15 protein-coding genes are annotated in these 18964 nt (G+C 63.9%); 11 read left to right on the top strand and 4 right to left on the bottom strand.

The window, feature by feature from the left end:
• Positions 1-117 precede the first annotated feature (117 nt).
• Complete coding sequence (gene trxA / locus BLT00_RS29740) at positions 118-990, top strand: thioredoxin (RefSeq protein WP_072346362.1); 873 nt, start codon at positions 118-120, stop codon at positions 988-990.
• Between the two features lie 35 nt (positions 991-1025).
• Here the strand turns inward: trxA and BLT00_RS29735 are convergent, their stop codons facing one another.
• Positions 1026-1418 carry a hypothetical protein gene (locus BLT00_RS29735; RefSeq protein ID WP_063324163.1) on the bottom strand — a complete coding sequence of 131 codons (393 nt, stop codon included), beginning with the start codon at positions 1416-1418 and terminating at the stop codon, positions 1026-1028.
• A gap of 120 nt (positions 1419-1538) precedes the next feature.
• On the opposite strand from BLT00_RS29735, the gene BLT00_RS29730 reads away from it, so the two are divergent.
• The 5 genes from BLT00_RS29730 to BLT00_RS29705 all read left to right on the top strand — a co-directional run bounded on the left by BLT00_RS29730 (position 1539) and on the right by BLT00_RS29705 (position 5720).
• Positions 1539-2117 (top strand): DUF2796 domain-containing protein, encoded by a 579-nt coding sequence (locus tag BLT00_RS29730; RefSeq protein ID WP_092149727.1) that lies wholly within the window; start codon positions 1539-1541, stop codon positions 2115-2117.
• 136 nt (positions 2118-2253) lie between these two features.
• Positions 2254-2964, top strand: a complete 711-nt coding sequence (locus tag BLT00_RS29720) for an ABC transporter ATP-binding protein (protein ID WP_092149721.1) — start codon at positions 2254-2256, stop codon at positions 2962-2964.
• A 1-nt stretch (position 2965) separates the two neighbouring features.
• Positions 2966-4231: an ABC transporter permease gene (locus BLT00_RS29715; protein ID WP_092149718.1), complete on the top strand. Its 1266-nt coding sequence runs from the start codon at positions 2966-2968 to the stop codon at positions 4229-4231.
• A gap of 11 nt (positions 4232-4242) precedes the next feature.
• Positions 4243-4761 (top strand): DUF3299 domain-containing protein, encoded by a 519-nt coding sequence (locus BLT00_RS29710; RefSeq protein WP_013694320.1) that lies wholly within the window; start codon positions 4243-4245, stop codon positions 4759-4761.
• A gap of 260 nt (positions 4762-5021) precedes the next feature.
• Positions 5022-5720 carry an OmpW/AlkL family protein gene (locus BLT00_RS29705; RefSeq protein ID WP_063324159.1) on the top strand — a complete coding sequence of 233 codons (699 nt, stop codon included), beginning with the start codon at positions 5022-5024 and terminating at the stop codon, positions 5718-5720.
• A gap of 182 nt (positions 5721-5902) precedes the next feature.
• Here BLT00_RS29705 and BLT00_RS29700 read toward each other — a convergent pair whose 3' ends face one another.
• Positions 5903-6832, bottom strand: coding sequence for an NAD-dependent epimerase/dehydratase family protein (locus BLT00_RS29700; protein WP_063324158.1), 930 nt, complete (start codon positions 6830-6832; stop codon positions 5903-5905).
• Positions 6825-7709: a sugar nucleotide-binding protein gene (locus BLT00_RS29695; RefSeq protein WP_053188636.1), complete on the bottom strand. Its 885-nt coding sequence runs from the start codon at positions 7707-7709 to the stop codon at positions 6825-6827. The genes BLT00_RS29700 and BLT00_RS29695 overlap by 8 nt, the downstream gene beginning before the upstream one ends.
• A 329-nt stretch (positions 7710-8038) precedes the next feature.
• On the opposite strand from BLT00_RS29695, the gene BLT00_RS29690 reads away from it, so the two are divergent.
• Positions 8039-12352: a DEAD/DEAH box helicase gene (locus tag BLT00_RS29690; RefSeq protein ID WP_092149715.1), complete on the top strand. Its 4314-nt coding sequence runs from the start codon at positions 8039-8041 to the stop codon at positions 12350-12352.
• A gap of 155 nt (positions 12353-12507) precedes the next feature.
• On the opposite strand, the gene BLT00_RS29685 is transcribed toward BLT00_RS29690, so the two are convergent.
• A complete protein-coding gene (locus BLT00_RS29685) occupies positions 12508-14580 on the bottom strand; it encodes a mechanosensitive ion channel family protein (RefSeq protein WP_063324156.1) in 2073 nt (690 codons plus the stop codon).
• 259 nt (positions 14581-14839) lie between these two features.
• Between BLT00_RS29685 and BLT00_RS29680 the strand changes: the two genes are divergently transcribed.
• Genes BLT00_RS29680 through BLT00_RS29665 form a run of 4 tightly spaced genes read left to right on the top strand, consistent with a single transcriptional unit; the run spans position 14840 to position 18855 of the window.
• On the top strand, positions 14840-15766 hold the full coding sequence (locus BLT00_RS29680; RefSeq protein WP_072346380.1) for a DUF72 domain-containing protein: 927 nt from the start codon (positions 14840-14842) through the stop codon (positions 15764-15766).
• Positions 15763-16572 (top strand): endonuclease/exonuclease/phosphatase family protein, encoded by an 810-nt coding sequence (locus BLT00_RS29675; protein WP_092149712.1) that lies wholly within the window; start codon positions 15763-15765, stop codon positions 16570-16572. The genes BLT00_RS29680 and BLT00_RS29675 overlap by 4 nt, the downstream gene beginning before the upstream one ends.
• The gene (gene clsB / locus BLT00_RS29670) at positions 16569-17867 is read left to right on the top strand and encodes a cardiolipin synthase ClsB (protein WP_092149709.1); all 1299 of its coding nucleotides are present in this window, start codon (positions 16569-16571) and stop codon (positions 17865-17867) included. The genes BLT00_RS29675 and clsB overlap by 4 nt, the downstream gene beginning before the upstream one ends.
• On the top strand, positions 17854-18855 hold the full coding sequence (locus BLT00_RS29665; RefSeq protein WP_092149706.1) for a lysylphosphatidylglycerol synthase domain-containing protein: 1002 nt from the start codon (positions 17854-17856) through the stop codon (positions 18853-18855). Before clsB ends, BLT00_RS29665 begins: the two co-directional genes overlap by 14 nt.
• The last annotated feature ends 109 nt before the right edge of the window (positions 18856-18964 follow it).

The following is an 18964-nucleotide window of genomic DNA, read 5'->3' as shown; positions in this document are numbered from 1 at the left end:
CGGGCTTGCCCGCGATGGCGTCCTGTCAGACACCACGGGACGAAAGACCACCCCGCTTTCAGCCACCCCCCACCAAGCCGTATAGTTGCCCCATTCAAGCGCTCTACGAGATTGCCCATGACTCAGGAAACGCCCTACATCTTCGACGCCACCACCGCCGATTTCGACCAGTCGGTGATCGCGAACTCTTTCCACAAACCGGTGCTGGTGGATTTCTGGGCCGAGTGGTGTGCGCCGTGCAAGGCCCTGATGCCGATGCTGCAAACCATTGCCGAGAGCTATCAGGGCGAACTGCTGCTGGCCAAGGTCAACTGCGACATCGAGCAAGACATCGTCGCCCGCTTCGGCATCCGCAGCCTGCCCACCGTGGTGCTGTTCAAGGATGGCCAGCCGGTCGATGGCTTTGCCGGGGCCCAGCCGGAATCGGCGGTGCGGGCGATGCTCGAACCCCACGTGCAGATGCCACCGCCAGCCGCCGCCGACCCGTTCGAACAAGCCCAGGCGCTGTTCGACGACGGTCGTTTCGCCGACGCTGAAGCCCTGCTCACGGTGTTGCTGGGTGAAGACAACACCAACGCCAAGGCGCTGATCCTGTACGCCCGTTGCCTGACTGAACGCGGCGAGCTGGACGAAGCGCAGACCGTGCTCGATGCGGTAAAAAGCGACGAGCACAAAGCCGCGCTCGCCGGCGCCAAGGCGCAAATCCAGTTCCTCGGCCTGGCCAAGCACCTGCCGGACGCCGCCGACCTCAAGGCCCGACTGGCAAAAGACCCGCAGGACGATGAAGCGGTGTACCAACTGGCGATCCAGCAACTGGCGCGCCAGCAGTACGAAGCGGCCCTCGATGCACTGCTCAAGCTGTTCATGCGTAACCGCAGCTACAGCGAAGGCTTGCCCCACAAGACCTTGCTGCAAGTGTTCGAACTGCTGGGCAACGATCATCCGCTGGTGACGAGCTATCGTCGCAAGCTGTTCGCGGCGTTGTATTAGGGGGGCAGCGGCAAGCTGCAAGCTGCAAGATTGCTTCAGCTTGAAGCTTGCGGCTTGTAGCTTGCCGCTTCTTCTCCCACCCAACTGTAGAGCGGCGTATCGGCGCCGCTCAGTACCTTGACCTCGGCACAGTGGCGCAAGCGCACCAACAGGCGCTTGCCCGCCGAGGCGCTGCCGGTCAGGCCTTCGAGTTGCTCCAGCAGGTCCGGGCCGCTCAATTGCCCGGCCTTGCGCAGCAGTTCCTTGGCGATCTGCCACTGGGCATCGTCCTGACTCACCGGATTGGCCACCGGTTTGGTCGCCGGGGCCGCGACACTCTCGCACTTGGCCACTTGCAATTGCGCGCCGAGCTGCGCCCAGTCGCTCTCATCCATTTCGATCGACAAGTCCACCGGCCAATCGCCGACGGTTCCGCGTATCCGCAACATCACCGTGCTCCTGAATATTTCATGTTCGCATGCTCCCATGGCCCTTGCGCGACGCCAAGCAGACGGTCAAACTCTCCGCACTTTCGTTATAAGATTACATAACCTTTTCGGAGACTCGTCATGCGTCGTCTGCTTCTCGCTTTGCCGTTCGCCCTGCTGCCATTGGCCGTCGCTCATGGGGCGGTCGAGCATGATCATGACCACGAGCACGGCAGCCTGGGTGCCCATGAACACGGTGTGGGCCGGTTGAACGCCGCCCTGGACGGCCAGACCCTGGAGCTGGAACTGGAAAGCCCGGCGATGAACCTGGTGGGCTTCGAACATGCCGCCACCAGCGATGCCGACAAGGCCAAGGTCGCCGCCGTACGCGCGCAGTTGGACAAACCATTGGCGTTGTTCAACCTGCCAGCCGCCGCCAAATGCACCGTGGCCCAACAGGAACTGGAAAGCCCATTGTTCGGCGATGAACCGGACCACGAAGACCATGATGAAGACGGCGACGAGCACCACGGCGAGCACAGTGAGATTCATGCCCACTACCAATTCACCTGCGCCGCCCCGGGTGCACTGAAGAACCTGGACCTGGCGACCCTGTTCAAAACCTTCCCGGCCACCCAGAAAATTCAGGTACAACTGATCAGCCCGAGCGGCCAGCAAGGCGTGGAAGTGACGGCCAAGGCGCCAGTCCTGAAATTCTAAGTACACCGAAAGCCCATGTGGGAGCGAGCTTGCTCGCGATGAGGCCGGCACATCCAACACAGATGCTGCCTGACAAACCGCTATCGCGAGCAAGCTCGCTCCCACAGGAGTTGATCTTTAATTTGACCGGTTTCATATGACCCAAGCACTCATCGAACTCTCCGACCTGGGCTTCAGTTGGCCCGGGCATCCGCCGTTGCTGGATATCCCGGCGTTCCGCCTGGAGGCCGGTGAGACGCTGTTTCTCAAGGGCCCGAGCGGTAGCGGCAAGACCACCTTGCTGGGGCTGCTGGGCGGGGTGCAGACACCGGACCGCGGCAGCATCCGCCTGCTTGGCCAGGAACTCAGCGAACTGGGCGCAGGCCGTCGCGACCGCTTTCGCGTCGACCACACCGGCTATATCTTCCAGCAGTTCAACCTGCTGCCGTTTCTCTCGGTGCGCGAAAACGTCGAGCTGCCCTGTCACTTTTCCAAGCTGCGTGCGCAACGGGCGATCCAGCGCCACGGCAGTGTCGATCAAGCCGCCGCCACGCTGCTGGCCCACCTGGGCTTGACCGATCCGAACCTGTTGGGGCGGCGCGCCGACTCGCTGTCCATCGGCCAACAGCAACGGGTCGCCGCCGCCCGGGCCCTGATCGGCCAGCCGGAGCTGGTGATCGCCGACGAGCCGACTTCGGCCCTGGACTACGACGCCCGGGAAAACTTCCTGCGACTGCTGTTCGCCGAATGCCACGAGGCCGGCTCGAGCCTGTTGTTCGTCAGCCACGACCAGAGCCTGGCGCCGCTGTTCGACCGCAACCTGTCGCTGGCCGATCTCAATCGCGCCGCCACGCCACTCGAGGTTTGAGATGTATTTGTTCCGTCTAGCCATGGCCAGCCTGGCGAACCGCCGCTTCACCGCGATCCTCACCGCGTTTGCCATCGCCCTTTCTGTTTGTTTGTTGTTGGCAGTGGAGCGGGTACGTACCGAGGCGCGAGCCAGTTTCGCCAGCACCATCAGTGGCACCGACCTGATCGTCGGCGCCCGCTCCGGCTCCGTGAACCTGCTGCTGTATTCGGTGTTTCGCATCGGCAACGCCACCAACAACATCCGCTGGGACAGCTTTGAACACTTCGCCAGTAACCCGAAAGTGAAGTGGGCGATCCCCATGTCCCTGGGCGATTCCCACCGTGGTTATCGGGTGATGGGCACCACCGAGGCCTACTTCGAGCATTACCAGTACGGCCGCCAGCAGCACTTGGAACTGGCCGACGGCCGGGCTTTCGCAACCGATCCGTTCGAAGTGGTGCTCGGTGCCGAAGTGGCCGAGGCGCTGCACTACAAGCTCGGCGACAAGCTGGTGCTGGCCCACGGCGTGGCGGCGATCAGCCTGGTCAAGCACGACGACAAGCCCTTCACCGTGGTCGGGATTCTCAAGCGCACCGGCACCCCGGTGGACCGCACGCTGCACATCAGCCTCGGCGGCATGGAGGCGATCCACATCGACTGGAAGAACGGCGTGCCGGCCCAGGGCAATGGCCGCATCAGCGCCGACCAGGCCCGCAACATGGACCTCACGCCCCAAGCGATCACCGCGTTCATGCTCGGCCTCAACAACAAGATCTCCACCTTTGCCTTGCAGCGCGAGATCAACGAGTTCCGCGGCGAACCCTTGCTGGCGATCCTGCCCGGCGTGGCGCTGCAGGAGTTGTGGAGCTTGATGGGCACGGCGGAAAAAGCCTTGTTCGTGATTTCGCTGTTCGTGGTGCTGACGGGCTTGATCGGCATGCTTACGGCGATCCTCACCAGCCTCAACGAGCGGCGCCGGGAAATGGCGATCCTGCGCTCGGTGGGTGCGCGGCCGTGGCACATCGCAACGCTGCTGGTGCTCGAAGCCTTCGCCCTGGCGCTGGCCGGGGTCATCGCCGGGCTGGCCTTGCTGTACATCGGCATCGCCGCCGCCCAGGGTTACGTGCAATCGGCCTACGGCTTGTACTTGCCGCTGGGCTGGCCGAGCGAATATGAATGGACGCTGCTGGCTGGCATCCTGGTCGCCGCCCTGCTGATGGGCGGCGTGCCGGCCTGGCGCGCCTATCGCCAATCGTTGGCCGACGGCCTGTCGATCCGTCTATGAGGACCTTGAAAATGCCCCGCGCCCTGCTTGCGCTGTTGATGATGGTCGCCCTGCCGCTGTGGGCGGCCGAGCCGAGGGACCTGGCCTGGTCGGAAATGATCCCGCCGGACGCCCCGCCAGAAGTGCCGAACATGACCCCGCTGCACGACTTGTCGAAGATGAGCGACGCCCTGGCCGCCGAATCCGCCCCCGCGGCCAAGCAGGATCTGCCCAACGCCCCGGTGGTCAAGGCCCTCGACGGCCAGCAGATTCGTTTGCCGGGCTATATCGTGCCGCTGGAAGTCAGCGAGGAAGGCCGCACCACCGACTTTTTGCTGGTGCCGTATTTCGGCGCCTGCATCCACGTGCCGCCACCGCCGTCCAACCAGATCGTGCATGTGAAAAGTGAAGTCGGGGTCAAGCTCGACGAGTTGTACCAGCCGTACTGGGTCGAGGGGCCGATGCAGGTCAAGCCGTCCACCAGTGAACTGGCCGATGCCGGGTATCAGATGGAGGCCGAGAAGATTTATGTGTATGAGCTGCCGGAGTGAATCCGGTAGTGGTGTGTTGTTGATGAGATAGCCATCGCGAGCAAGCTCGCCACCACAGTTGATCGTGTTTCTTCAGAAAGAATGCGGTCGAATGATGTGGGAGCGAGCTTGCTCGCGATGGTTCCCTCGAATTTTCTCATCAGCGCTTTTATTGAGCTGAGTCAATTAAACACCCCCTGACTCATTGAGCTGGGTCAAAAGACCGGACCAGACGGCTTCGTACCATGAGACATCAAATTTCGATGCCCTCTGGAGCCCTCATGAACAAGTCCTTGCTCTGCGCTTCCCTCGCCGCCCTCGCGCTCGCCGCCCCACTCGCCCAGGCCCACACAGCCGGCGATATTATCGTTCGCGCCGGTGCCATCACCGTCAATCCGGAAGCCGACAGCTCCAGCGTCAAGGTCGACCGTGGCCCGCTGGCCGGCGCCGACCTGGGCGGCAAGGCGACCATGAGCAGCGATACGCAGTTGGGCTTGAACTTCGCCTACATGATCACCAACAACCTGGGGATCGAACTGCTGGCGGCCTCGCCGTTCGAGCACGACGTGAAAATCAAAGGCACCGCCCTGGGCGCGGCCAACAACAAGCTCGGCACCCTCAAGCACCTGCCGCCAACCCTGAGCCTGGTCTACTACCCACTCGACGCCAAGTCGACGTTCCAGCCTTATGTCGGCGCCGGTATCAACTACACCTGGATCTACGACGAACACGTCGGCAGCGAAGCCAGTGCCAACGGCTTCAGCAATTTCCGCGCGAGCAACAGTTGGGGCATGGCGTGGCAAGTGGGCGCTGACTACATGTTGACCGACAACGTCATGATCAACGGCCAGATTCGCTACATCGACATCGACACCACCGCCTATGTGGACAACAACGCCGTGGCCGGCGGTACCCGGGCCAAGGTGAATGTCGACGTGGACCCATGGATCTACATGGTGGGGTTGGGTTACAAGTTCTAAATGGCAACGCAATGAACAGCTGACAACACATCCTGTGGCGAGGGAGCTTGCTCCCGCTCGAGCGCGAAGCGGTCGCAAATACTTTGGGTCTGCTTCGCAGCCCAGCGGGAGCAAGCTCCCTCGCCACAGTGTTCACTCCAGCAAGTTCATGAAAAAGGCGCCTCGAAAGGCGCCTTTTTCGTTCAGCGGCCCAACAGCCGCGCCAGCCCCACACTCAGCGGCGTTTGCTGGGGAAAGCTGAAGCGCTGCCCCAGCCGGCGATTGTCGGCCCGGGAATGGCGGATGTCGCCGGAGCGCGCCGGGCCGTAGCTGATCGGCGGCAGATCACCCACCACGGCGGCCAGGGCCTGGAGCATCTGCTTGAGGGTCGTGGCCTGGTTCCAGCCGACGTTCACTGCCCCCACTTCCACCTCTGGCTTCTCGATGGCCTGCACCAGCAAGTCCACCAAGTCTTCGACGTAGACAAAATCCCGGGTCTGCTCGCCATCACCGAACACGGTGATCGGCAGGCCTTTCTGTGCCCGTTCGCTGAAGATGCTGATGACCCCGGAATACGGCGAGGACGGATCCTGGCGCGGGCCGTAGATGTTGAAGAAGCGGAACACCACCGGCTCCAGATCGTGCTGGCGGCGATAGAAGTCGAAGTAGAACTCGCTGGCCAGTTTGTCCGAGGCATACGGCGTGAGCGGCGCCTTGGGGGTCTCTTCGTCGATGGACTCGCCTTCGCCGTTGTTGCCGTAGACCGCTGCGCTGGAGGCGAACAGCACTCGCTTCACACCGGACTGACGCATGGCCTCGCAGACATTCAGGGTGCCGATGAAGTTGCTCTGGTGCGTGCGCACCGGATCGTCCACCGAAGCTTGCACCGAAGCCACCGCCGCCAGGTGCGCGACGGCGCTGCAACCGGCCATGACCCGCGCCACCAGCGCGGCATCGGCGACGTCGCCTTCGATCAGTTCGACAGCGGGGTTGTCCAGTGGCAGGTTGCTGCGCTTGCCGGTGGACAGGTCATCGAGAATGCGTACCGAATGTCCCTTGGCAAGCAAAGCGTCGGTCAGGTGCGAGCCAATGAAACCCGCGCCGCCGGTGATTAAAACAGGGCCTTCAGCCATGGCGATAAAACCTATCCAGTAAGCCCGGGAGTGCCGCGCGCCAGGCGCGGGGCTTGATCCCGAAAGTGTGCAGAATTTTCTTGCAGGCCAGCACCGCGTGCTGCGGTTCTTCCGCGGCGTCCGGCCGTGCGGCGTGGGCCTGGGGGGTGGGCGACTCGATGGCCAGCGGATGCAGGGCACGGGCTTCGGTGAGGATCGCCTGGCCCAGCGCCAGCGGTGTAGTCGCCTCGTGCCCGGCGTAATGATAAGTGCCCCACAGCGGCGCCGCGCAATCGAGTTGCTTGAGCACCGAGATGATCACCCGTGCCGCATCGTCCACCGGCGTCGGATTACCGCGGCGGTCGTCGGCCAGCAGCAACTCCTCGGGCTGTTCGGCCCGGGCCAGGAAACGTCCGAGGATGCCATCGGCACTGTCGTCCAGCAGCCAGCCGAACCGCAGCAGCACGTGTTGCGGGCAGGTGGCGCGCACGCTTTGCTCGATCCGCCACAGCGCCTGGCCGCGCACGCCCAGGGGCACGGGCTCGTCTTTCTCGCTGTAGGCCGTGGCGCGGGAGCCATCGAACACGCGATAGCTCGACGGTTGCAGCAAGACGATGTTGTGATGCTGGCACAGCTCGGCCAGGCGCTCGACAGCGCGCTCCTGGCTGGCCAGGCGCTGCTCGCTGACAGCCTCGGCCTGGAACCAGTCGAAGTAGTACGCCAGGTTGATCAAGGCGTCCGGACGGGTGTCGTCGAGCAGTTGCGTCAGGCTCGCGGCATCCCAACCGTCTTCGGGCGGGCGGGGGGCAAGAAAACCGATGTCTTCTTCTGCACCGAGGCGAATCAGCGCCTGCCCAAGGGCATTTCCGCCGCCCAGTAACATAAGGCGCATTCGCATAAAGTCAGCAGGCCCAGTCTATTGGCACAAGAATTTGGTCGACCACGCCCGCAGGCGTTGTCGGAATCGTTGCATTTTGCGGGTTTAGTGCGCAACCGTCATCCGTAAAGTGTGGATCGCATCTTACAAGGCTGGTAGCTGACTTGTGGCGAGGGGATTCATCCCCGCTGGGCTGCGCAGCAGCCCCTTTAATTGCCACCTGGGTGGGTCAGATCTATCCCATTTGCTTGTTTGGGGCTGCTTCGCAGCCCAGCGGGGATGAATCCCCTCGCCACAGGCACAGTATCAGTACTTGCATCCTCCCCACCTCGCCCGCATACACTGATCCTATGAATCTGCCCCTTGCAGCCGACCACGCCATGGCAGGCTTTCACCCCGCCGTTCGCGCCTGGTTCAGCCAGACATTCCCGGCGGTCACGGCCGCCCAGGCCCAAGCGTGGCCGTTGATCGGCCAGCGTCGTTCGACCCTGGTGGCGGCGCCTACCGGCTCGGGCAAGACCTTGACGGCTTTTCTCGCCGTGCTCGATGACCTGGTGCATCGCGGCCTGGAACAGGGCGGCCTGCCGGACCAAACGCTGGTGGTCTACGTCTCGCCGCTCAAGGCCTTGAGCAACGATATCCAGATCAACCTGCAAAATCCGCTGGCCGGCATCACCGAACAGCTGCGGCGGATGGACCTGCCCCCCCTGCACATCACCACCGCTGTGCGTACCGGCGACACGCCGCAGAAAGAACGCTCGGCGATGCGCAAGACCGCGCCGCACATCCTGGTGACCACCCCCGAATCGCTCTACGTGCTGCTCGGTTCCGATTCCGGCCGGCAGATGCTCGCCAGCACCCGCACGGTGATCGTCGACGAAATCCACGCCATCGCCGCCAGCAAGCGCGGCAGCCACCTGGCCTTGAGCCTGGAACGCCTGCAAGCCCTGTGCGCCGAACCGTTGATGCGCATCGGCCTGTCCGCCACGCAAAAGCCCATCGAAGCGGTGTCGCGTTTTCTCGTCGGTGAGGGACGTAGCTGCGAAATCGTCGACATCGGCCACGCCCGCCCCCGGGACCTGGACATAGAGGTGCCGCCAGTACCGCTGTCGGCGGTGATGGCCAATGACGTGTGGGAACTGGTCTACAACCGCCTCGCCGAGCTGGCCCGGGAACACCGCACCACCCTGGTGTTCGTAAACACCCGGCGCCTGGCCGAGCGCCTGAGCCGTCATCTGAGCGAGCGCCTGGGCAAGGACGCCGTGGCGGCCCATCACGGCAGCCTGGCCAAGGAGTTTCGCCTCGACGCCGAACAACGCCTCAAGCGCGGCGAACTGAAGGTGCTGATCGCCACCGCGTCCCTGGAGCTGGGCATTGATATCGGCGATGTCGACCTGGTCTGCCAGATCGCCTCGCCCCGTTCGATCTCGGCGTTCCTGCAACGGGTCGGTCGTTCCGGTCACCAGGTCGGTGGCACGCCCAAGGGCCGCCTGTTCGCCACCACCCGCGACGACTTGATCGAATGCGCCGCCCTGCTCGACTGCGTGCGCCGTGGCGAACTCGACATCCTGCACATTCCCAAGGCGCCACTGGATGTGCTGGCCCAGCAGATTGTCGCCGAGGTCAGTTGCCAGGAATGGCCGGAGCAGGCGCTGCTGGAGACCTTCCGCCGCGCCTCGCCCTACGCCGAGCTGGACGAAGGGCATTACCAGGCGCTGTTGCAAATGCTCGCCGAAGGCCTCAATGGCCGCCAGGGCGTGCGCAGCGCCTACCTGCACCGCGATGCCGTGACCCGGACCCTGCGCGGGCGCCGGGGCAGCAAGCTGACCGCCGTGACCAGCGGCGGCACCATTCCCGACAACGCCGACTACAGCGTGCTGCTCGAACCCCAGGGCCTGAACATCGGCAGCGTCAACGAAGACTTCGCGGTGGAGAGCATTGCCGGCGATGTGTTCCAGTTGGGCAATACCTCTTACCGCATCATTCGCGTCGAAACTGGCCGCGTGCGGGTCGAGGACGCCCAGGGCCAACCGCCGACCATCCCGTTCTGGCTCGGCGAAGCGCCGGGACGCAGCGCCGAATTGTCCCTGGCCGTGGCGCGCCTGCAAGCCCAGCTCGATCAACTGCTCGGCGCCACGCCGGGCAATCTGCAACCGGCCCTGGATTGGCTGACCGGCACCTTGCAACTGAACCTGGCCAGCGCCGAACAACTGGTGGATTACCTGGCCCCGGCGCGCCTGGCCTTCGGCGCCCTGCCGTCCCAGGACACGCTGCTGATGGAGCGTTTTTTCGACGAGTCCGGCGGCACGCAACTGATCATCCACACGCCCTTCGGCAGCCGTATCAACCGCGCCTGGGGCCTGGCCTTGCGCAAGCGCTTCTGCCGCACCTTCAACTTCGAATTGCAGGCCGCCGCCAGTGAAGACGCCATCGTGCTCTCGCTGTCCACCAGCCACAGCTTCGAACTGGACGAAGTGTGGCGCTACCTCAACAGCCACAGCGCCGAGCAGATCCTGGTCCAGGCGGTGCTGGATGCGCCGCTGTTCGGCGTGCGCTGGCGCTGGAACACTGGCGTGGCCCTGGCCTTGCCGCGCTACGCCGGCGGGCGCAAAGTCGCCCCGCAGATCCAGCGGATGAAAAGCGAGGACCTGATTGCCAGCGTGTTTCCGGACCAGATCGCCTGCCTGGAAAACCTCGCCGGCGAGCGTGAGATCCCCGACCATCCGCTGGTGGAACAGACCCTCGACGATTGCCTGCACGAAGCCATGGACAGCGAAGGTTGGCTGACGCTGTTGCGGCGCATGGAAGCCGGCCAGATTCGCCTGATCAGCCGCGACCTGCCGGCGCCCTCGCCGCTGGCGGCGGAAATCCTCAGCGCCCGGCCCTACACCTTTCTCGACGACGCGCCGCTGGAAGAACGGCGCACCCAGGCGGTGATCAACCGGCGCTGGAGCGATCCACAGGCCACCGACGACCTCGGCGCCCTGGACGCCGAAGCCATCCAGTCGGTCCGGGATGAAGCCTGGCCGACGCCGACCAATCTCGATGAGATGCACGAAGCCTTGATGAGCCTGGCCTGCATCGCCGACAGCGAGGCCAGCGCCCACGCGTCGTGGCTGGATTGGTTGCAGACGCTGGCCGAGGGCGGACGCGCCAGCCATGTGCAAATCAGCGCCGAACGCGGCTTGTGGGTGGCGCTGGAACGGCTGACGTGTCTGCAAGCGGTTTATCCACAGGCCCAATGGCAACCAGCGCTGACGCCCTTGGCCGGTTTCGATGAAGCCTGGGACGGCGACGAGGCCCTGGTGGAAGTGCTCCGCGCCCGACTCAGCGCCTTTGGCCCGCTGCCGTTGAAGGCCATTGCCTACCCGCTGGGGTTGTCGACCCCGCAAGTCACCCAGGCCCTGGCGCAGCTCGAGCAGCAAGGCTATGTGCTGCGTGGGCGGTTCACGCCGGGCACCGGCCAGGAGGAATGGTGCGAGCGGCATTTGCTGGCGCGGATTCATCGCTACACGGTCAAGCGCCTGCGCCGGGAAATCGAGCCGGTGATGCTGCAGGATTTCATGCGTTTCCTGTTCGACTGGCAACACCTGTCATCGTCCAGCCAAGGTCGGGGCAATGCCGTGCTGCCGTCGATCCTGGGTCAGTTCGAAGGCTTTCCAGCCGCCGCGTCAGCCTGGGACAGCGACCTGCTGCCGGCGCGGATCAAAGACTATTCGCCCACTTGGCTCGATGAGTTGTGCCGCAGTGGCAAGTGGGTATGGACGCGCCTGAGTGCGCACCAGAAGCCTTCCGCCAGCGCCCTGCGCAGCACGCCGGTGGTATTGCTGCCGCGCAGCCAGGTGGCGCTGTGGAGCAGCCTGGCCGGGCAGACGGCCCTTGATGAGCTGTCGCCCAAGACACAAAAAGTCCATCAGGCCCTCGCCGAACACGGCGCGCTGTTTTTCGACGAACTGGCCCACGAGGCTCATCTGCTGCGCAGCGAACTGGAAATCGCCTTGCAGGAACTGGTGGGCGCCGGATTGGTGAATGCCGACAGCTTCGCCGGCTTGCGCGCGCTGATCACCCCCGCCAGCAAACGCCAGGCCCGCAGCAGCCGACGCGGGCGCGGAGCGTTTGTCGGCGGCATGGACGACGCAGGACGCTGGGCCTTGCTGCGCCGTAGCCAACCCGCGCCGGTGGAAGGCAACCGCCCGGCGCCGACACCGCCCGAGACCCTGGAGCACATCGCCATGACCCTGCTGCGCCGCTACGGTGTGGTGTTCTGGCGCTTGCTGGAGCGGGAGGCGGATTGGTTGCCGAGCTGGCGCGAGCTGCTGCGCACCTTTCATCGGTTGGAGGCACGGGGCGAGATTCGTGGCGGGCGGTTCGTCAGCGGCCTGGCAGGCGAACAATTCGCCCTGCCCGAAGCCATCCCGCTGCTGCGCGAAGTGCGCCGCCGCCCCACCGATGGCAGCCTGGTGGCGGTGTGCGGCGTCGACCCGCTGAACCTGGCCGGCACCCTGCTGCCGGGGGCGAAAGTGCCGGCGCTGGCGGGCAATCGGCTGGTGTATCGCGATGGTTTGCCGGTGGCGGCGCAGATTGCTGGCAAGCAGCATCTTTGGATGGAGTTGGATGCTCATGGGATGGCTGAGATCAGGAATAAGCTGATCCAACACCATTAGCCTACACATCACACCTGTGGCGAGAGAGCTTGCTCCCGCTGGGCTGCGTAGCAGCCCCAAACAATACATCCGTGCGCGGCAATATCCGCCCAAAGCGACGACTGCTTCGCAGCCGAGCGGGAGCAAGCTCCCTCGCCACAGGGTTACCGATTAGCTCACGACTCCCCCGATTCTTTCGGCTCCTCCACGAACCGCTTGGGCAACATCACCTGCTGTGGATAAGTCTGCGCAAAGTGCACCGCCGGGTGGTTATCCACAAGCTTCTTCAACTGCTGGTTGAACGCCCGGCTCACCGCATATTGCCCACCCGACACGGTGCGGAACTGCGCCGTGAGCACCACGCCGTTGAGGTCCATCTTGTCCACGCCAAACACATCCAACGGCCCTTGCAGGTTGAACTTGAGGAACGGGTCTTCGGCGATCGAACGCCCGGCCTCGCGAATCAGCTCGATGGCCTGGTCGACATCGGTGTCGTATGTGAATTGCACGGAGAAAAACGCAAAGGCGAATTGCCGGGACTGGTTTGTCACCGCCTTGATCTGGCCGAACGGCACCGAATGCACGAAGCCCTTGCCGTCGCGCAGGCGCAGGGTGCGGATGGTCAGGCCTTCGACGGTGCCGGCGTGGCCAGAGCTGAGCACAACCCAGTCGCCGATGGACAGCGTGTCTTCGATAATGATGAACAGCCCGGTGATGACGTCCTGCACCAGTTGCTGGGAACCGAAGCCGATCGCCAGCCCCACCACCCCGGCACCGGCCAGCAACGGCGCGACGTTGATGCCCAGGTTGGCCATGGTGGTGATCGCGCAAATCACCACCAGGATGATTTTCGCCGCGTTGCGCAACAGCGGCAGGATGGTCTTGACCCGGGTGCTGGGCTGGCGGGCCCCGCGCTTGTTCAGCGGCGGTTTCAGGGCTTCCTGGATCGCCGTGTCGAGCACCACCCACGTGAGCCAGGTCATCAGGAAGATCAGGCCGATGCGGCTCAAGGAATCGCTGATCGCCCGGCCTATGGCATTGCGCGAGGCGAACTCGAACAGGGAAATGCCCCAGATCCGTCCGAGGACTTCGATGAATACCACCGCCATGACGATGCGCAGCAACGCGTGCAGCAGGCTCAACAGGCGGCCCTTGTAGGCGCTGTTGCGCTGGATGGTCTCGGCCTTGGGCGACTTGAAGACGTGTTGGAACACCGTGCTGAGGAACACCGTGGCGATCAGCAGGATGGTGGTGAACAGCGCACAACGCAGGGCTTTCTGGTTGTCCTCGCCGACACCGATCAGGCTCACCGCCGACACCAGCACCATTAACAGGATCGGCCAATACCAGAGCCCGGAGAAAATCCGCAGCGACTCCTGCAAGGCCGGTTGCTTCAAGCGCTGGGCCAGCGGGCGGTTGCGGATCAGGTGCGCCACGGGCCTGCGCATGCGAATCACCAGCCAGCCAAAGATCACCGAGGCAAACAAGCCGGTGAACACTGCGATGCTGCTGGTGATGTTGCCGCCCAGTTGCCGGGCGATCTGCGGGCTGGTCAGGGCATCGCTGAGGGCGGCGAGAAAACCGATCATGAACAATGGCCGGGGGCTGAAGCGCCGGATCATCGCCACCGCCCGGCGTTTGTGACCCGCGTTGAACATCACGATCACGCACAGCAACACCGAGGTGGAGAAAATGCCGCTGCTGGTGGCGTAGGCGAAGCACAGCGCCAGGGCGCGACCGACCGACACCTGCAGGAAGTGGCTGACGTACAGGGTCAGCGGCAGGCAGATCAACGCCGCAGCGGTGTACGGCAGCAGATAACCGAGCAGGTCGCGCAGGCGCTGGCGGGTGCGCAACCAGCGGCGCCGGCCCAGATGGCGCAGCAGCAGCCGCGCGCCCGACCAGATCAGTGCAAAAGCGCCGATCCAGACGCTCGACAACAACAGGAAATCCCCCGCCACGCGCCAGGACGAACGGGACGTCTGGTCTACCAGCCGGTCCACCTCATCCGCCGCCCGGTCCGCCCGCAGGCGCCAGGCATCCACCAGGCTTTGGTTGAGATCGAGTTTGTCCTGGACATCGTCAATGCTCGAACTGATGGCCCCCAATAAACCGCCCTGCACCAGCGGCGCAGGTTCGGCGGGCGGTTCATCGGGCTTGGAGGTGCCAGGGACAGCGGCGGTGCCGTAGGCGCTGGTACCGGTCAGCGCCAGCAAGAACAGCAGCAATACAGTGCTCAATCGAGACAAGACGCGAGGCTCCTTCACACGGGATAGGTAAGGAACTGATCAATATTGCGCCGGCAAGTTCGCTCGCAAGGCCAATACAAAACCTTGTGGCGAGGGAGCTTGCTCCCGCTGGGGCGCGCAGCGGCCCTGTTTTTGGGACTTACTGCGCATCCCTCGCCACAGCTTCACTGCCGCCGGGCATCCCATCGAAACTTTCCAGGCCGCGCAACAGTCATCAAAAGACACAGGCTGCACGAGGTCATTGGCACGGGAGGGATACATGACGGCGATCCACATTGGCATTTCCGGTTGGCGCTACACGCCCTGGCGGGGGGATTTCTACCCCAAGGGGCTGGCCCAGAAACGGGAACTGCAATTCGCCTCGCGAGCGGTCAATAGCATCGAAATCAATGGATCGTTCTACGCCCTGCAACGCCCCGAACGGTATGCCCAGTGGTACGCCGAGACACCGCCCGGCTTCGTGTTCAGCGTCAAGGCCCCGCGTTTCATCACCCACATCAAGCGTCTGCGGGACATCCGCAAGCCGTTGGCCAATTTCTTCGCCTCCGGCGTGCTGGAGCTCAAGGAGAAGCTGGGCGCGATCCTCTGGCAGTTTCCGCCCAGCTTCAAGTTCGACCCCGAGCTGTTCGAAGACTTCCTCAAGCAACTGCCCCACGACACCGAAGGTGCCGCCGCCCTGGCCCGCGAGCACGAGCCGCGCCTGGACGGCCACGCCAGCACCACCACTGATAAAAAGCGCCCACTGCGCCACGCCGTGGAAATCCGCCATGAGAGCTTTATCGACCCGCACTTCGTCACACTGCTCAAGCGCTACGACGTAGCCCTGGTGATCGCCGACACCGCCGGTAAATGGCCCTATCGCGAAGACGTCACCAGCGATTTCGTCTACCTGCGCCTGCACGGCGCCGAGCAGCTGTACGCCAGCGGCTACACCGACGAGGCGTTGAAGCGCTGGGGCGCGCGGATCGAGGCCTGGAGCCACGGCAAACAACCCACCGACGCCCAGTTGATCGACCCCGACAAGAAGCCCCGGGCCCGTAAAAGCCGGGAAGTGTTCTGCTATTTCGACAACGACATCAAAGTCCGCGCGCCCTATGACGCACGCCACTTGCTGGAGCACTTCCATCTGGACAAGGACCTCGCCACCGCGCCCGGCGAGCGCCCGGCCGAAGGGGTGTTGCCATGAACCGCCCGGAAACCAGCGAAGCGACCCACGAGCCGACCCAGCAACAGGCCCAGATTCTCGACCCGGTCAGCCGTTTCACCGTGCTGACGGTCAACACCCACAAGGGTTTCACCGCCCTGAACCGGCGCTTCATCCTGCCGGAACTGCGCGAAGCGGTGCGCAGCGTGTCCGCCGATGTGGTGTTCTTGCAGGAAGTCCACGGCACCCACGAACACCACCCCCAGCGCTATAGCAACTGGCCGAGCATGCCGCAATACGAGTTCCTCGCCGACAGCCTCTGGCCGCAGTTCGCCTACGGGCGCAACGCGGTGTACCCGGCGGGCGACCACGGCAACGCGCTGCTGTCGAAATTCCAGATCATCCGCCACGACAACCTGGACGTGTCCATCAGCGGCCATGAGAACCGCGGCATGCTCCACAGCGTGCTGCGCCTGCCGGGCGATGGACAGCAAGTGCACGCCATTTGCGTGCACCTGGGGCTGCGCGAAGGTCATCGTGTCGAGCAACTCAAGCTGCTTTGCCAGCGCTTGAGCGAACTGCCGCCCGACGCGCCAGTGATCGTCGCGGGTGACTTCAACGACTGGCGCGGCAAGGCCAGTGAACTGCTCGAACCCTGCGGCCTGCGGGAAGTGTTCGCCGAACAGTGGGGCAAACCGGCCCGCAGCTTTCCGGCGCGCCTGCCGGTCCTGCGCCTGGACCGCATCTACGTGCGCAACCTCAAGGCCCGTCATCCCAAGGTGTTGAGCGTACGACCCTGGTCGCACCTCTCCGACCACGCACCGCTGTCGGTGGAGATCGAATTATGAGCGCGACAATGAACAAGGCGACGGTTGAGCAGGTCGAGGCGCCACCCACCGAACGCAACCCGGCGCTGACGGATATCGAATACGGCTGGCACGGCAACAATCGCGTCAAGCTGTTGGAAAACGGCGAAGAGTATTTCCCCAGGGTCTTCGAAGCCATTCGCCGGGCCGAGGCAGAAATCCTCCTGGAGACTTTCATCCTGTTCGAGGACAAGGTCGGTTATGAACTGCGGGACCTGTTGATCGAAGCCGCCGCGCGGGGCGTGCGCATCACCGTCAGCCTCGATGGCTTCGGCTGCGGAGAGCTGACCACCGAATTCCTCGCCTCGTTGAGCGACGCTGGCGTGCGCCTGCAAATGTTCGATCCCGCCCCACGGCGCCTGGGCATCCGCACCAACTGGTTCCGGCGCCTGCACCGCAAGATCGTGGTGGTGGACGGGGTGATTGCGTTTATCGGCGGGATCAATTTTTCCGCCGACCACCTGGGCGATTTCGGACCCGAGGCCAAGCAGGATTACTCCGTGGAAATCAAAGGCCCGGCGGTGGTGGATATCCATCACTTCGCGCTGTTGCAGAGCGGACGGCCTGCCCGGGCCAAATACTGGTGGCAACGGCGCCGCAGTCGGCGCAACGAATTGGCCATCAACGACCACGACGGCCAGGTGCGCCTGGTCTACCGGGATAATCACGAACACCAGACCGACATTGAAGAGGTTTACCTGCAAGTGCTGCGCAGCGCCCAGCGGCGGGTGGTGATCGCCAATGCCTACTTCTTCCCTGGCTACCGGTTGCTGCGCGAGATCCGCAACGCGGCACGGCGGGGCGTGGAAGTACGGCTGATCCTGCAGGGCCAGCCGGACATGCTGATCGCCAAGCTCGCCGCGCGCATGCTCTACAGCTACCTGCTCAAGGCCGGCGTGGTGATCTACGAATATTGCGAGCGACCGCTGCACGGCAAGGTCGCCCTGGTGGATGAGGATTGGAGCACGGTGGGTTCGAGCAACCTCGACCCGCTGAGCCTGTCCCTGAATCTGGAAGCCAATGTGCTGATCCGCGACCAGGCGTTCAATCGCGAACTCTTCGAGCGTCTCGACCACCTGAGCCGCGAACACTGCACGGTCATGCCCGAAAACCATGCGCCTCGGGGCCTGTTGTGGCGCATGACCATCGGTTTCATGGTGTTCCACTTCTTGCGCCATTTCCCGGCCTGGGCCGGCTGGCTGCCGGCCCATAAACCGCGTCTGAAACCATTTTCGCCGCCGACGGCGGTCCGGAGCGAACCCCATGAACCACTCTGAAGCGCACACCGCGCCGAGAGATGCCCATGCGCCGGAACAGTCCAAGCCCAAATCCCGCTGGAGCCGCTGGAAAAGACCGCTGACCCTGGCGTTTTTCCTGCTGTTGATCGTGCTGTTCACCACCTTGGCCCGACGCATCGATTGGTCGGAAGTGTTCGCCACCCTGGCGGACTTCAAGGTGCGCACCTTGATCATCGCCGCCGCGCTGACCGTCACCAGTTTCATCACCTATGCCTGCTTCGACCTGATCGGCCGCACCTACATCCGCCAGAAACTGGGTTGGCGGCAGATCTTGCCGGTGGGGGTGATCAGTTACGCGTTCAACCTCAACCTCAGCGCCTGGGTCGGTGGCATCGCCATGCGCTATAGGCTGTATTCGCGGCTGGGGGTCAGCAGCGGGAACATTGCCAAGATTCTCGGCCTGAGCCTGGCCACCAACTGGTTCGGCTACATGACCTTGGCCGGGGTGGTGTTCAGCAGCGGCCTGGTGACCATGCCACCGGGCTGGAAACTCAGCAGCGATGCGTTGCAAGGCGTCGGCGCGCTGTTGCTGCTGGTGAGTGCCGGTTACCTGGTGGCCTGCCGGTTTTCCAAGCGCCGGGCCTGGACGATTCGCGGCATGGAAATCAACCTGCCATCACCGCGCATGGCGGTGCTGCAACTGGCGTTGGGCGCGTTGAACTGGTCGTTGATGGCGGCGGTGATCTTCACGTTGCTGCCCGGCAAACTGGATTATCCAGTGGTGCTCGGGGTGTTGCTGATCAGCAGCATTGCGGGGGTCATCACCCACATTCCGGCGGGGCTTGGGGTGTTGGAAGCGGTGTTCGTTGCGCTGCTGCAACATGAAGTGTCGCGGGGCAGCCTGCTGGCGGGGTTGATCGCCTACCGGGCGATCTACTTCATCCTGCCGTTGCTGATTACCGTGGTGATGTACCTGGTGATCGAGGCGAAGGCCAAGGCGTTGCGGGTCAAGCCTGGGGTCAAGTGATGGGTTGCCTGGCTTGGCCTCATCGCGAGCAAGCTCGCTCCCACATTGGATCTGTCGTGAACACACCTGTCTCGATCGCCACACATCCCCTGTGGAAGCGAGCCTGCTC

This window comes from Pseudomonas sp. NFACC51, from assembly GCF_900103575.1.
Classification (GTDB): domain Bacteria; phylum Pseudomonadota; class Gammaproteobacteria; order Pseudomonadales; family Pseudomonadaceae; genus Aquipseudomonas; species Aquipseudomonas fluorescens_Q.
This window is presented reverse-complemented; position numbering and strand designations above follow the sequence as displayed.

What these genes read in the sequence shown, in the direction of transcription:
- trxA (WP_072346362.1), top strand. Translation starts at nt 118, where the DNA reads ATGACTCAGGAAACGCCCTACATCTTCGACGCCACCACCGCCGATTTC.
- BLT00_RS29735 (WP_063324163.1), bottom strand. Translation starts at nt 1,418, where the DNA reads ATGTTGCGGATACGCGGAACCGTCGGCGATTGGCCGGTGGACTTGTCG.
- BLT00_RS29730 (WP_092149727.1), top strand. Translation starts at nt 1,539, where the DNA reads ATGCGTCGTCTGCTTCTCGCTTTGCCGTTCGCCCTGCTGCCATTGGCC.
- BLT00_RS29720 (WP_092149721.1), top strand. Translation starts at nt 2,254, where the DNA reads ATGACCCAAGCACTCATCGAACTCTCCGACCTGGGCTTCAGTTGGCCC.
- BLT00_RS29715 (WP_092149718.1), top strand. Translation starts at nt 2,966, where the DNA reads ATGTATTTGTTCCGTCTAGCCATGGCCAGCCTGGCGAACCGCCGCTTC.
- BLT00_RS29710 (WP_013694320.1), top strand. Translation starts at nt 4,243, where the DNA reads ATGCCCCGCGCCCTGCTTGCGCTGTTGATGATGGTCGCCCTGCCGCTG.
- BLT00_RS29705 (WP_063324159.1), top strand. Translation starts at nt 5,022, where the DNA reads ATGAACAAGTCCTTGCTCTGCGCTTCCCTCGCCGCCCTCGCGCTCGCC.
- BLT00_RS29700 (WP_063324158.1), bottom strand. Translation starts at nt 6,832, where the DNA reads ATGGCTGAAGGCCCTGTTTTAATCACCGGCGGCGCGGGTTTCATTGGC.
- BLT00_RS29695 (WP_053188636.1), bottom strand. Translation starts at nt 7,709, where the DNA reads ATGCGAATGCGCCTTATGTTACTGGGCGGCGGAAATGCCCTTGGGCAG.
- BLT00_RS29690 (WP_092149715.1), top strand. Translation starts at nt 8,039, where the DNA reads ATGAATCTGCCCCTTGCAGCCGACCACGCCATGGCAGGCTTTCACCCC.
- BLT00_RS29680 (WP_072346380.1), top strand. Translation starts at nt 14,840, where the DNA reads ATGACGGCGATCCACATTGGCATTTCCGGTTGGCGCTACACGCCCTGG.
- BLT00_RS29675 (WP_092149712.1), top strand. Translation starts at nt 15,763, where the DNA reads ATGAACCGCCCGGAAACCAGCGAAGCGACCCACGAGCCGACCCAGCAA.
- clsB (WP_092149709.1), top strand. Translation starts at nt 16,569, where the DNA reads ATGAGCGCGACAATGAACAAGGCGACGGTTGAGCAGGTCGAGGCGCCA.
- BLT00_RS29665 (WP_092149706.1), top strand. Translation starts at nt 17,854, where the DNA reads ATGAACCACTCTGAAGCGCACACCGCGCCGAGAGATGCCCATGCGCCG.